The sequence below is a fragment of the Pseudomonas rhizoryzae genome, from assembly GCF_005250615.1.
In the GTDB taxonomy this organism is placed as follows: Bacteria; Pseudomonadota; Gammaproteobacteria; order Pseudomonadales; family Pseudomonadaceae; genus Chryseomonas; species Chryseomonas rhizoryzae.
This window is the reverse complement of sequence record NZ_SULM01000008.1, coordinates 319,760-333,054: the sequence shown is the minus strand read 5'-3', so window position 1 is coordinate 333,054 and position 13,295 is coordinate 319,760. Positions and strand designations below refer to the sequence as shown.

Sequence of the window (13,295 nt, the reverse complement as noted above, 5' to 3'; positions counted from 1 at the left end):
GCGACGGCTGTTAGTGCACGTTACAGCGATCTGCCCTAACTCGGGGCGTCTTGGTTTGCTTCTTGCATTTTCCTATCGTCCCTATAGCGCTGTGGCCTCCCATGCCTACCGACGTCATCCACCGACTCCTGCTCGACAACCTCACGACCGCGGTCATTCTGCTGGATGCGGAGTTGCGGCTGGAGTACATGAATCCGGCAGCCGAGATGCTGTTGGCCATCAGCGGTCAGCGCAGTCACGGTCAATTCATCAGCGAACTCTTCACCGAATCGCCCGAAGCCCTGCAGGCGCTACGCCAGGCGGTGGACCATGCCCATCCCTTCACCAAGCGCGAAGCCTTGCTGGTCTCCACCTCGGGCAACAGCCTGACGGTGGACTATGCGGTGACGCCCATCCTGGACCGGCACAACACCCTGCTGCTGCTGGAGGTCCATCCGCGCGACCGCCTGCTGCGCATCACCAAGGAAGAGGCCCAGCTCTCCAAGCAGGAGACCACCAAGCTCCTGGTACGCGGCCTGGCCCACGAGATCAAGAATCCCCTGGGCGGCATTCGTGGCGCCGCCCAGTTGCTGGCCCGCGAACTGCCCGAGGAATCCCTCAAGGACTACACCAACGTCATCATCGAGGAAGCGGATCGCCTGCGGAATCTGGTCGATCGGATGCTCGGCTCCAACAAGCTGCCGAAGCTGGCCATCACCAACGTGCACGAGGTGCTGGAACGGGTCTGCAGCCTGGTGGAAGCGGAAAGCCAGGGGTTGATCAACCTGGTGCGTGACTACGACCCGAGCATTCCCGACCTGATGATCGATCGCGAACAGATGATCCAGGCGGTGCTCAACATCGTGCGCAACGCCATGCAGGCCATCTCCCAGCAGAACGAATTGCGCCTGGGCCGGGTGACGCTGAGAACCCGCACCCTGCGCCAGTTCACCATCGGCCACCATCGCCATCGCCTGGTGTGCAAGGTGGAGATCACCGACAACGGTCCGGGCATCCCCCCGGACCTGCAGGAAACCATCTTCTATCCCATGGTCAGCGGTCGCCCCGACGGCACCGGCCTGGGGCTCGCCATCACCCAGAACATCATCACCCAGCACCAGGGGCTGATCGAGTGTGAAAGCCATCCGGGCCACACCGCCTTCAGCATCTTCCTGCCGCTGGAATAACGAGGAGCACGCATGAGCCGTTCGGAGACCGTCTGGATCGTCGACGACGACCGTTCCATCCGCTGGGTCCTGGAAAAAGCCCTGCAACAAGAAGGCATGACCACCGTCGCCTTCGACAGCGCCGACAGCGTCATGACCCGCCTCGGCCGCCAACAGCCGGACGTGGTGATTTCGGACATCCGCATGCCCGGCACCAGCGGCCTGGACCTGCTGTCGCGCATCCGGGAAATGCATCCGCGTCTGCCGGTCATCATCATGACCGCCCATTCCGACCTGGACAGCGCCGTGGCTTCCTACCAGGGCGGTGCCTTCGAATACCTGCCCAAGCCCTTCGACGTCGACGAGGCCGTGGCCCTGGTCAAGCGCGCCGGGCAACACGCCCAGGAGCAGCAGGGCTTCGCCGAGCCGGCGCACCTGACCCGCACCCCCGAGATCATCGGCGAGGCGCCGGCGATGCAGGAGGTGTTCCGCGCCATCGGCCGGCTCTCGCATTCCAACATCACCGTACTGATCAACGGCGAATCCGGTACCGGCAAGGAACTGGTCGCCCACGCGCTGCACCGCCACAGCCCGCGCGCCGCGGCGCCCTTCATCGCCCTGAACATGGCCGCCATTCCCAAGGACCTGATGGAATCCGAGCTGTTCGGTCATGAAAAGGGCGCCTTCACCGGCGCCGCGGCCCAGCGCCGTGGCCGCTTCGAGCAGGCCGATGGTGGCACCCTGTTTCTCGACGAGATCGGCGACATGCCGGCCGACACCCAGACCCGCCTGCTGCGGGTGCTGGCCGATGGCGAGTTCTATCGTGTCGGCGGCCATACCCCGGTCAAGGTCGACGTGCGCATCATCGCCGCCACCCACCAGAACCTCGAAGGCCTGGTGCGCGAAGGCAAGTTCCGCGAGGACCTGTTCCATCGCCTCAACGTCATTCGCATCCACATCCCGCGGCTGGCCGATCGCCGTGAAGACATTCCCGCCCTCGCCCGCCACTTCCTCGCCCGCGCGGCCCAGGAACTGGCCGTGGAGCCCAAGACCCTGCGCGGCGAGACCGAGGAATACATGAAGGGCCTGCCCTGGCAGGGCAACGTGCGCCAGCTGGAGAACACCTGCCGCTGGATCACGGTGATGGCCTCCAGCCGCGAGGTGCTGATCGACGACCTGCCACCCGAGCTGCTCAACCAACCCCAGGACGCCGCCCCCGCCGCCAACTGGGAACAGGCCCTGCGGCAATGGGCCGACCAGGCCCTCACCCGTGGCCAGTCCAGCCTGCTGGACAATGCCGTGCCGGCCTTCGAACGCATCATGATCGAGACCGCCCTCAAGCACACCGCCGGCCGCCGCCGCGATGCCGCCGTGCTGCTCGGTTGGGGGCGTAATACCCTGACGCGCAAGATCAAGGAGCTGGGCATGAAGGTGGATGGGCCGGATGAGGATGGGGAGGACTAGTTTTTGTAGGTTGGGCTGAGCGATAGCGAAGCCCAACGCTCTGGGCTAACTTGGTGCCTAGCTGCTTATTGAGTGCTTTGATGGTTTTTGTTTCGCCCACCCGGGCGAGTCACTTTTGCCAATCGCGGCTACGCGCCCCGGACAAAAGTAACCAAAACCGCTTGCCCCACGTTTCGGCCCTTCGCTGCGCTCCGGGTCCCCTCGTTCCGGCGCCGCTCCAGGGGCACGGCACGAAGGGGCATCCTGCCCCTCGCGCCTTGCTCGGCGTCCTGCCTCGCATCCCCCTCCGCGACACCTGCACTCGGCCTCACTGACGGGGCGGGGCGCCAGCCTGAGGATTTGTTGTTCACGGATCTGTAGCGTGGAAAACCGTGTAGCGTTTCCCACTGGCAGCCCTCAACCACCGAAGCCCAAGCCCTTGGAGCACTGCCTTTATCGCGGCCATGGGCCGCTCCTACGGAAGCCGGATACCCCGTAGGAGCGGCCCATGGCCGCGATAAAGGCGGTGTCAGGGCGTGGCGGCCTTTTCCATAAGTGAGCTTGGTCTTGAACATTGGACAAGGCTGCGCCGTTGTCCACGCTACGTGCTGTTTGGTTGTTCAACCGAAACTTTCAGGCTGGCGAATCGCCCCGTTCAGGAGGGCGAACGCCAGTGTCGTGGAGTGGGTCGAGCCGCATGGATGCGGCGAGAGGTCCAGTGGGCCAGGGACGGCCCATCTGGACCGACCCCGGAACGGCGCTGGCGTGAGCGGACCCGGAGCGCAGCGCAGGGCCGGATGTCCGGGGCAAGCGGTTTTGGTTACTTTTGCCGCGATTGGCAAAAGTGACTCGCCCGGGTGGGCGAAACAAGAGCCATCAGAGCACTCAATAAGCAGCCGGGCACCTATAAAGCCAAGATTGCAGCTACGTAATGTTGGGCTTCGCTTGCGCTCAACCCAACCTACAAAGTCCCAAAAACACCCAACCCCAAAACTTGGCACACCTCCTGCAATATCCTAGGTAACTACCCTTTTGGGGACCTCGGTACAGGCAGGCTGGGGAATCCCCTCTTTTCTTCTTGAGGCCATCACTCCGTGTGATGGCCTCTTTTTTTGCCCAGAAAAAGCCCAAAACCCCGCCCTAGAGCGATTCTTGCGCGAAAAAGCTCAGCCACAGCCAAACGCCAGAACCACCTCGGCAAGCCCAGCCAACCGCCATTCCGCGTTCAGCTCTGGTGCATAGCCGCGCTCTTTGCCTAATAACAGGGCATTTCAGGGCGCCAGCGGCACCTCGACGTGCAGCACCCAGTTTTCGCCCTCTTCCACCAGGCGATCACTGGCCTGCAGGGCGCCACCGACACCCACCAGCAGCACCTTCAGGTCCTGGCCATCCTGGCGCACCGTCCAGGAGAAACTGCCGCCCGACCGCACCACCCGCCCATCGCGTTCACCGCCATCCCAACGTGCACGTGGCAGGCGCAAGCTCAGAGCACCGTCGGGGCGATAGCGTTCGTAGAACAACGAGCGATCTGCGGTGATCAGCAGCTCGAAGCGCGACGGATCCTGCTGGGTCTCTACGCTCAGAATGACCGGGCGGCGGGCCTCGGCCGACCAGGGATCGGGGTGGTTACGCTGGTACACCAACTGGCCGATGATCATTCCGAAAAGCCCGGCGCCCAGCGCTGCCGAGGCCAGCCAGAGCGTCAGGCGCCGACGCTGGACGCGCCATTCGGCCTTGAGCAATTCCGGGTTTTCCACCCGCGCCAGTTCGTCCTGGCGTGCCCGGTGTTCGCGCAGTAGTAGCTCGACCAGCCGTTGCCAGAGGCTCATCGACCTGCCCCGCTCGCGACGGCGCGGCGGCGGCGCAGTACCATAGGCGCTTTGCCAGGCGCCCTGCCCTTCATGTTCGACATCATCCTCTACCAACCGGAAATTCCGCCCAATACCGGCAACGTCATTCGCCTCTGTGCCATCACCGGCTGCCGCCTGCACCTGATCGAGCCGCTGGGCTTCGCGCTGGACGACAAGAAATTGCGCCGCGCCGGTTTGGACTATCACGAGTGGTCCACGGTGCGGACCCACGCCAGTCTCGCGGCCTGTATAGCAGATTTGCAGCCGCCCCGACTGCTGGCCTTCACCACCAAGGCCAGTCATCCCTTCACCGAGATCGCCTATGCGCCAGGCGATGCCCTGCTGTTCGGCCCGGAGAGTCGCGGGCTGCCGGCCGAGGTGCTCGAGTCGCTACCGCCCGAGCAGCGGTTGCGCCTGCCGATGTTGCCCAACCGGCGCAGCCTCAATCTGTCCAACACCGTGGCCGTGGCGGTCTACGAAGGCTGGCGCCAACTGGGTTTCGCCGCACCGCCCGGCTGACCGCCAGAACCTTCCCGCCAGACGCGCCGTCCCATGACCTACAGGCACATCGCCAGACCGTCACGTGAGGCGCACCATGAGCAAGATCGGCAAACCCAAGGTTGAACGCTACGACGCCCCCTCCGGCGGCTGGGGCTCGGCCCGCTCGGTGACCGAAATCGTGCTGCGCGAGCGGGTGCCGCTCAAGTCCGGCGCCCTGTTGGCCAAACAGAACAAGCACGGCGGCTTCGCCTGCGTGAGCTGCGCCTGGGCCAAGCCGGGCAAGCCCCATCCGCTGGAATTCTGCGAGAACGGCGCCAAGGCCACGGCCTGGGAAGTGACCAGCAAGAGATGCGGACCGGAGTTCTTCGCCCAGCATTCGCTGAGCGAGCTGCGGGGCTGGCGCGACTATGATCTGGAAGAGGTCGGTCGGCTGACCCATCCGCTGCGCTACGACGCCGCCAGTGATCGTTATCGGCCGGTGAGCTGGGCCGAGGCCTTCGCCGACATCGGCGCCGAACTCAAGGCGCTGGACCCGGACTCGGTGATCTTCTATGCCTCGGGTCGCGCGGCCTTGGAGACCTCCTACCTCTATCAGCTCTATGCGCGGCTGTACGGCACCAACAATCTGCCGGACAGCTCCAACATGTGCCATGAGAGCACCTCGGTGGCCCTGCCCAAGAGCATCGGCGTGTCCGTGGGCACCGTGACCTTGAATGACTTCAACCAGGCCGATTGCCTGTTGTTCTTCGGCCAGAATCCGGGCAGCAACAGCCCGCGGATGCTGCACGACCTGCAGGAAGCCCGTAAGCGCGGTGCGCCCATCATCACCTTCAATCCCCTGCGCGAACGCGGTCTGGAAACCTTCGTCAATCCGCAGTCGCCGGTGGAGATGCTCACCGATCACTCCACCCAGATCAGCACCCAGTACCACCAACTCAAACCGGGTGGCGACATCGCCGCCCTGGCCGGCATGTGCAAGGCGCTCTTGGCCGCCGATGACGAGGCCCGTGAGCAGGGTCGCCCCGCCGTGCTTGACCATGCCTTCATCGCCGAGCACTGCCACGGCTTCGCCGACTTCTGCGAATGGCTGCAGCGCCAGGAATGGCCACAGCTGGAGCGCCAGTCGGGCTTGACCCGTAACGCCCTGGAAGCAGCCGCCGCCGTCTATGCTCGCTGCCAGAAGGTCATCGGCATCTATGGCATGGGCCTGACCCAGCACAGGCATGGCGTGGAGAGCATCCAGATGCTGGCCAACCTGCTGCTCTTGCGCGGCAACATCGGCAAACCCGGCGCCGGGATCTGCCCGGTACGCGGTCACTCCAATGTCCAGGGCCAGCGCACCGTGGGCATCACCGAGAAACCGGAGCTGGCTCCGCTGGACCAGCTCGGCGAGCGCTTCGGCTTCAATCCGCCGCGGGAAAAGGGCCGCAACACCGTGGAAGTCTGCGAGGGCATTCTCGACGGCTCGGTGCAGGCCTTCATCGGCTTGGGCGGCAATTTCCTGCGCGCCATTCCCGAGACCAGCCTGATGGAGCCAGCCTGGCGGACCTTGAAGCTATCGGTACAGATCGCCACCAAGCTCAATCGCAACCACCTGGTGCCGGCGGACAAGGCCTACCTGCTGCCCTGCCTCGGCCGGACCGAGATCGATCGCCAGAATGGCGTGGAACAGGCCCACAGCACCGAGGACAGCACCGGCTGCATCCACGGCTGGCGCGGCGTGGCCGAGCCGCCGGAAGGCGACCTGCTGTCGGAGCCGGCCATCGTCGCCGGCCTGGCCAAAGCGACGCTACCGGATAACCCCAAGGTGACCTGGGATGCCTGGGTCGCCGACTACGGCCTGATTCGCGACGAGATCGCCCTCTCCTTCCCGGAGATCTTCCACGACTTCAATGCCCGGATGTGGGAGGTGGGGGGGTTCCATCGCCCGCTGCCGGCCGCCAAGCGCGAGTGGAAGACTGAGACCGGCAAGGCCAATCTCAGCGTCCCGCGCAGCCTGGAAGAAGATCCGGACATGCCCGCTGCCGGGCGCGACGTCCTGACCCTGATGACGTTGCGCAGCAATGATCAGTTCAACACCACCATCTACGGCTACCACGACCGTTTCCGCGGTGTGAAGGGGACCCGGGCGGTACTGCTGATGAACCGCAACGACATCGAACGCCTGGGCCTGGCCGAAGGCGACAAGGTGCAGGTATCGACGGTAGCCGATGATGGCGTACGTCGTGAGGTGGGCCCGTTGCGCGTCACGCCCTACAACATCCCGGAAGGCGCCTGTGGCGGCTACTACCCTGAATGCAACGCCCTGATCCCGCTCTGGCACCATGCCGAAGAGAGCAAGGTCCCGGCCGCCAAGGCCATTCCGGTACGGCTGAACAAGCTGATCGCGGCGAACGACGGCAGTTTTCCGGTGGAGCCCGAGGGTTATGGCGCCCAGCAATGAAGCCGGACAGCGCTGATCGCGCCTGAGCCAAGCGCTGCGCGGCCGTTATGACGATGCTGCCGTAGCAGCCCAGGCGATACCAGGTCGACCGCTATCAGCATAGGGCAGGTTTCTCACCTGCCCCGACAGCAGGCGACACCTTGAGCTATCCTGGCCGGACAAGAACGTTGTCTGCCTAAGGATTTCTCATGCCTGCCTTGCGCCAGGGCTATGCCCTGGGCCTCACCGCCTATGGGCTGTGGGGCTTGTTTCCGCTGTTCTTCAAACTGCTGGCGGCGCTGCCGTCCCTCGAGATCCTGTTCCAGCGCATCCTCTGGTCCGCGCTGTTCAGCGCCCTGTTGCTGCTGGTCTGGCGGCATCGTGGCTGGTGGGCGGAGCTACGCGCCCATCCGCGCCGCTTGGCCTGGCTGGCGCTATCCGGCGCGCTGGTCGCCAGCAACTGGCTGGTCTACATCTGGGCGGTCAACAACGCCCATGTGGTCGAGGCCAGCCTGGGCTACTACATCAATCCGCTGGTCAACATCCTGCTCGCCCTGGTGATCCTCGGCGAACGGCTGCGCCCGCTGCAATGGCTCGCCGTGGGCCTGGCGGTGCTGGGAGTGGCTCAGCAGCTGTGGACCCTGGGGCAACTGCCCTGGGTCTCCCTGGCGCTGGCCCTGACCTTCGCCTTCTACGGCCTGGTCCGGCGCCAGACGCCGGTGGCCGCCCTGCCGGGCATGGTGGTGGAAAGCTGGCTGCTGGTACCGGTCGCCCTGATCGCGCTGCCGCTGCTGACCCCGGGTGCGAGCCTGCAAGCAGAGGTCTGGCACTCCTCCCTGGGCCTGCTGATCGTGCTGGCCGGCCCGATCACCCTGATCCCCTTGCTGTGCTTCAACGCCGCGGCGCGCAAGCTGCCCTATTCGACCCTGGGCTTCTTGCAGTACATCGCCCCGACCCTGGTCCTGATCCAGGCGGTCTGGCTCTATGGCGAGCCCTTCCCGCGCGAGCGGCTGTTCGCCTTCCTCTGCATCTGGGCGGGTCTTGCGGTATTCAGTTTCGATCTCTGGCGCGCCAGTCGCAAGCTGAAGGCCAGATAGCAAAACGCCCCTGGCAAGGGGCGTTTGTCATCGCAGCGGAGCCGATCAGGCTTCGCCAGCGGTTTGCATGCGCGCCAGTTCCTGGGCGTACAGGGCGTCGAAGTTCACCGGCTGCAGCATCAGCGCCGGGAAGGAGCCACGCACCACCATGTTGTCCAGCGCCTCGCGGGCGTAGGGGAACAGGATGTTGGGGCAGAAGGCGCCCAGGGCGTGGGCCATGGAAGCGGCGTCCAGGCCCTTGATCAGGAAGATGCCACCCTGCTGCACTTCGGCGATGAAGGCGGTCTCTTCCTTGTTCTTGACGGTCACGGTCAGGGTCAGCACCACTTCGTGGAAGTCGTCGCCCAGGGTCTTCTGGCGAGTGGCCAGGTCCAGGTTGACGTTGGGCTGCCAGTCCTGGCGGAAGATCTCGGGGCTCTTGGGGGCCTCGAAGGACAGGTCGCGGATGTAGATGCGCTGGAGGGAGAACTGAGCGCCGTCTTCCTGGGCGCCATTGATTTGATCGGTCATGGTAGGGCCTTGAGTGATGAGTGTTGGTCAGACGGACAGCAGCGGATCGAGGCGTCCGCTTCGGTCTAGGGCATAGAGATCATCGCAACCGCCGACGTGGGTCGTGCCGATCCAGATCTGCGGCACGCTGGTGCGGCCGGCCTTGCGGGCCATTTCGCTACGCAGGGCCGGTTGGCCATCGACGGAAATCTCCCGGTAGGCCACGTTCTTGCGATCGAGCAGGTGCTTGGCACGATGGCAATAGGGACACCAGGCACTGGTATAGATGACGACGTCGGTCATGCGCGGTCTCCAGTGGCCGCTGACGCGGCCACGCTAGGGGTCACTTCACCAGCGGCAGGTTCTCTGCACGCCAGGTGGCGATACCGCCGTTCAGACGAGCGGCGGTAAAGCCGGCCTTCTGCAGATCGCCGCACACAGCGCCCGCCTGCTGGCCGGCGCTGTCCACCACGATCAGGGTCTTGGCCTTGTGCTTTTCCAGTAGAGACAAGCTGCTGGCGACTTTCTCCTGAGCGATGTTCAGGGCGCCGACGATATGCCCGGCGGCGAAATCCTTGCTGGAACGGATGTCGACCACCACGCCTTCCTCGCGATTGAGCAGCGCGGTGAGTTCACCGGTGGAGAGGCTGCGCCCACCGCGACGGGTTTCGTTGAACAGCATCAGGGCGACGATGGCGATGAAGGCGGCGACGAGCAGCGGATGATGGGTGGCGAATTCGACCACCCGACCGAGAAATTCCATGATTGAGCAGCTATCCGAGAAGGGCTAAAAATGCCGGCCAGTATACACAGCCCCCCGGTAGCGCCATACCCTCGCCGCCCCGGGTTATCGGCGGGTAACCTGCACACGCGAAACTGCCTCCTTGGAAGCCTGCGGCGGTCTGCTTAGGCTTGGCTTTCCTTCATTCATCGGGAATCCCGCCATGACCTCCATCGCTCTGCTCGGCGCCACCGGCAATGTCGGCAGCCGCCTGCTCGACGAAGCCCTCGCCCGTGGCCATAGTGTCACCGCCCTGGTGCGCGATCCTGCCCGCCTCGCGCCCCGGACCGGCCTGACGCTGGCTACCGGCGACGTCGCCCACAGTGACACTGCCCAGGCCCTCGTCGGCCATGAGGTCTTGATCAGCAGCCTGAGATTCGCCGACGTCGCCCCGGCGACGCTCATCGATTTCGCCCGCGCCGCGGGCATCCCGCGCCTGCTGATCGTGGGCGGCGCCGCCAGCCTGAGCCTGCCGGACGGCACGCGCCTCTTCGATGCGCCGGCCTTCCCGGCGGAATACCGCAGCGAAGCCGGTGCCGGCATCGCCACCCTGGAGGCACTGCGGGAGGTCAGCGACCTCGACTGGGTCTTCGTCAGCCCGCAGATGGTCTTCTTTCCCGGCGAGCGGACCGGCCACTTCCGCCTGGGCCGCGACGCCCTGCTGTTCGATGCCGCGGGCGACAGCCGGATCTCCTACGAAGACTTCGCCGTGGCCCTGCTCGACGAAGTCGAGCGACCCGCGCATCACCGCACTCGCTTCACCGTCGGCTACTGAAAGAGAAATGCTCCCTCGTTCGCAGCCTGACCGCCTGGGCGGGCTGTGAACGCCGAACGGCGTACCTTGGCGTTTTTTTTGCCGGATGTGACGGGCATACTAGGCGCTTCGCCCTGGAAAGCTACGACCCCGCATGCGCCGTTTTCTCGTCTCTCTTCTGCTCGCCAGCGTTCTCGCTCCTGCCCTGGCCGACGACCGCGCCGATACCCAGCGGCAGATCGAGCAGACCCGTCAGGAAATCCAGGAGATGCAGAAGGTGCTCAAGCAGGTGCAGGCCGAGAAATCCGGCGTGCAAAAGCAGCTGCAGAGCACCGAGACCCAGCTGGGCGATTTGGAAAAGCAGGTCGACTCGCTGCAGAAGCAGCTGGAGAACGGCGAAAAAAAGCTGCAAGAGCTGGACGGTCGCAAGAAGAAGCTCGACCAGTCCCGCGCTGAACAACAGAAGCTGATCGCCGTGCAGATTCGCGCCGCCTACCAGAGCGGTCGCCAGGAATACCTCAAGCTGCTGCTGAATCAGGAACATCCCGAGAAGGTCAGCCGCACCCTCACCTACTACAACTACCTGAACCGCACCCGCCTGGATCAACTCGCCACCTTCAACGACACCCTGCGCGAGCTGCGCGAGGTGGAACAGGGCATCCAGCAGGAGCAGAGCGATCTGGTCGCCCGCCGCGAAGACCTGGAGAAGCGCCAGGCGGAGCTGGTCGAGGTGCGCAAGGAACGTCAGACGGCGCTGGCCAAGATCAACGAGGATTACCGCGACAAGAGCCGTGAGATCCAGGCCCGCGAGCAGGACCAGGCCGCCCTGAACAAGGTGCTCAAGACCATCGAGGAAACCCTCGCCCGCCAGGCGCGCGAAGCCGAGGAGGCGCGGCAACGGCAACTGGCCGAGGCCCGCGCGCGTGAAGCTCGCGATGCAGCGCGGCGCCAGGCGGAAAGCGATACGAAAGCCGCCCGACCCTCGAACGCCCCGGACATAGCGGTGTCTAGTGCAGCACCCGCATATGGCGGTGCCTTCGCCAATGCCCGCGGCAAGCTGCCCTGGCCGGTCGACGGCCGTCTGGTGGCGCGCTTCGGCAGCCCGCGCGGCGACGATCCCCGGGCGAAATGGGACGGCGTGCTGATCGCCGCCAGCGCAGGCACTCGGGTCAAGGCGATACACGACGGTCGGGTGGTCTTCGCCGACTGGCTAAGAGGCGCCGGCCAACTGGTTATCATCGATCATGGGAATGGCTATCTCAGCCTGTACGGACATAATCAGAGCCTGCTGAAGTCTGCAGGTGATGTGGTCAAGGCCGGGGATGCCATCGCGACTGTCGGCGCCAGCGGCGGTCAGGAAGCCTCAGCCTTGTACTTCGCCATCCGCCAACAGGGTCGCCCGACGGACCCGGTCATCTGGTGTCGTGCTCAGGGATAGTGAGACACACCCCGGTTTAGGAGCTGCACATGCCGCATCGCTTTCGTCCCACCGCCCTGGTCCTCGCCCTGTTGTTCGGTGGCGTTGGAGTCGTCCAGGCGCAATCGCCGCAGAGCGTGCCGGCGGCGGTGACGCCGGTCCCCTCGGGCACCGCCACCGATGCCCCGGCCAGCGCTCCGCTGCCACTGGACGAGCTGCGCACCTTCGCCGAGGTGTTCGACCGCATCAAGGCCGCCTATGTGGAGCCGGTTTCAGACAAGGTCCTGCTGGAGAACGCCATCAAGGGCATGCTCAGCAACCTGGATCCGCACTCCGCGTATCTGGAGCCCAAGGATTTCGCCGAACTGCAGGAAACCACCAGCGGTGAATTCGGCGGCCTGGGCCTGGAAGTCGGCCAGGAGAACGGCTTCATCAAGGTGGTCTCGCCCATCGACGATACCCCAGCGGCTAAGGCCCACCTGCAACCGGGCGATCTGATCGTCAAGATCGATGGCCAGCCGACCAAGGGCCAGACCATCAACGAAGCCGTCGACAAGATGCGCGGCAAGCCGGGCAGCACCATCACCCTGACCATCGTGCGCAATGGCGGCCAGCCGTTCGACGTCAAACTCGCGCGGGCGGTGATCAAGGTCAACAGCGTCAAGAGCCAGCTGCTGGAGCCGGGCTATGGCCTGATCCGCATCTCGCAATTCCAGGTCAACACCGGCGAAGAGACGGTCAAGGCGCTGAACAAGCTGCGCCAGGAGAACAAGGGCAAGCTCAAGGGCCTGATCCTCGACCTGAGAAACAACCCGGGCGGCGTCCTGCAATCGGCGGTGGAAGTGGCCGACGCCTTCCTCAACCACGGCCTGATCGTCTACACCAAGGGCCGGCTGCCCAATTCCGAGCTGCGCTTCACCGCCGACGCCGCCGATCCCAGCGACAAGGTGCCGCTGGTGGTCTTGATCAACGGCGGCAGCGCCTCGGCCGCGGAGATCGTCGCCGGTGCCCTGCAGGACAACAAGCGCGCCATCCTCATGGGCACCGACAGCTTCGGCAAGGGCTCGGTACAGACCGTGCTGCCGCTGAACAACGACCGCGCGCTCAAGCTCACCACGGCGCTCTACTACACGCCCAGCGGTCGTTCGATCCAGGCACAGGGCATCACCCCGGACATCGCCGTCGCCCAGGCCAAGGTCACTCCCGAGAGCGGCGGCGACGAGTACTTCAAGGAAGCGGATCTCGCCGGCCACCTGAGCAATGGCAACGGCGGCGCCGACCGCCCGACCGGCAGCAAGAAGCCCAACCAGAGCCCGCGACCGCAGGATGATGACTTCCAGCTCTCCCAAGCCCTGTCGCTGCTCAAGGGGCTGAACGTCACCCATACGCCGTGAGG

The 13,295-nt window shown here is 65.0% G+C and carries 12 protein-coding genes; 8 read left to right on the top strand and 4 right to left on the bottom strand.

What is annotated here, in order from left to right; genetic code table 11:
• The first annotated feature begins 101 nt into the window (after positions 1 to 101).
• Positions 102 to 1,166: a nitrogen regulation protein NR(II) gene (glnL, locus tag FAZ11_RS15560; protein ID WP_058761471.1), complete on the top strand. Its 1,065-nt coding sequence runs from the start codon at positions 102 to 104 to the stop codon at positions 1,164 to 1,166.
• A 12-nt stretch (positions 1,167 to 1,178) separates the two neighbouring features.
• On the top strand, positions 1,179 to 2,609 hold the full coding sequence (ntrC, locus tag FAZ11_RS15555; RefSeq protein WP_058761470.1) for a nitrogen regulation protein NR(I): 1,431 nt from the start codon (positions 1,179 to 1,181) through the stop codon (positions 2,607 to 2,609).
• Positions 2,610 to 3,859: 1,250 nt separating this feature from the next.
• Here ntrC and FAZ11_RS15550 read toward each other — a convergent pair.
• A complete protein-coding gene (locus FAZ11_RS15550; RefSeq protein WP_137279402.1) occupies positions 3,860 to 4,417 on the bottom strand; it encodes a hypothetical protein in 558 nt (185 codons plus the stop codon).
• A 72-nt stretch (positions 4,418 to 4,489) separates the two neighbouring features.
• Here FAZ11_RS15550 and FAZ11_RS15545 point away from each other — a divergent pair, with 72 nt between their 5' ends.
• From FAZ11_RS15545 to rarD, 3 genes are all read left to right on the top strand, one after another.
• The gene (locus FAZ11_RS15545) at positions 4,490 to 4,957 is read left to right on the top strand and encodes a tRNA (cytidine(34)-2'-O)-methyltransferase (protein ID WP_058761468.1); all 468 of its coding nucleotides are present in this window, start codon (positions 4,490 to 4,492) and stop codon (positions 4,955 to 4,957) included.
• Between the two features lie 76 nt (positions 4,958 to 5,033).
• Positions 5,034 to 7,382: an FdhF/YdeP family oxidoreductase gene (locus tag FAZ11_RS15540; protein WP_420849678.1), complete on the top strand. Its 2,349-nt coding sequence runs from the start codon at positions 5,034 to 5,036 to the stop codon at positions 7,380 to 7,382.
• 188 nt (positions 7,383 to 7,570) lie between these two features.
• A complete protein-coding gene (gene rarD / locus FAZ11_RS15535) occupies positions 7,571 to 8,458 on the top strand; it encodes an EamA family transporter RarD (RefSeq protein ID WP_058794293.1) in 888 nt (295 codons plus the stop codon).
• A 45-nt stretch (positions 8,459 to 8,503) separates the two neighbouring features.
• Here the strand turns inward: rarD and secB are convergent, their stop codons facing one another.
• The 3 genes from secB to FAZ11_RS15520 are packed head-to-tail and all read right to left on the bottom strand — an operon-like array spanning position 8,504 to position 9,710.
• Positions 8,504 to 8,968, bottom strand: coding sequence for a protein-export chaperone SecB (secB, locus tag FAZ11_RS15530; RefSeq protein WP_058761466.1), 465 nt, complete (start codon positions 8,966 to 8,968; stop codon positions 8,504 to 8,506).
• 27 nt (positions 8,969 to 8,995) lie between these two features.
• Complete coding sequence (gene grxC, locus FAZ11_RS15525) at positions 8,996 to 9,250, bottom strand: glutaredoxin 3 (protein ID WP_137279403.1); 255 nt, start codon at positions 9,248 to 9,250, stop codon at positions 8,996 to 8,998.
• A 40-nt stretch (positions 9,251 to 9,290) separates the two neighbouring features.
• Positions 9,291 to 9,710, bottom strand: coding sequence for a rhodanese-like domain-containing protein (locus FAZ11_RS15520; protein ID WP_058761464.1), 420 nt, complete (start codon positions 9,708 to 9,710; stop codon positions 9,291 to 9,293).
• A 181-nt stretch (positions 9,711 to 9,891) separates the two neighbouring features.
• Between FAZ11_RS15520 and FAZ11_RS15515 the strand changes: the two genes are divergently transcribed.
• From FAZ11_RS15515 to FAZ11_RS15505, 3 genes are all read left to right on the top strand, one after another.
• Positions 9,892 to 10,503 carry an NAD(P)-dependent oxidoreductase gene (locus FAZ11_RS15515; protein WP_137279404.1) on the top strand — a complete coding sequence of 204 codons (612 nt, stop codon included), beginning with the start codon at positions 9,892 to 9,894 and terminating at the stop codon, positions 10,501 to 10,503.
• Between the two features lie 133 nt (positions 10,504 to 10,636).
• Positions 10,637 to 11,920 carry a murein hydrolase activator EnvC family protein gene (locus tag FAZ11_RS15510; RefSeq protein ID WP_058761462.1) on the top strand — a complete coding sequence of 428 codons (1,284 nt, stop codon included), beginning with the start codon at positions 10,637 to 10,639 and terminating at the stop codon, positions 11,918 to 11,920.
• A 29-nt stretch (positions 11,921 to 11,949) separates the two neighbouring features.
• Entirely contained in the window at positions 11,950 to 13,293 is a 1,344-nt protein-coding gene (locus FAZ11_RS15505; protein ID WP_058761461.1) for a S41 family peptidase, read from the top strand.
• Positions 13,294 to 13,295 lie beyond the last annotated feature (2 nt).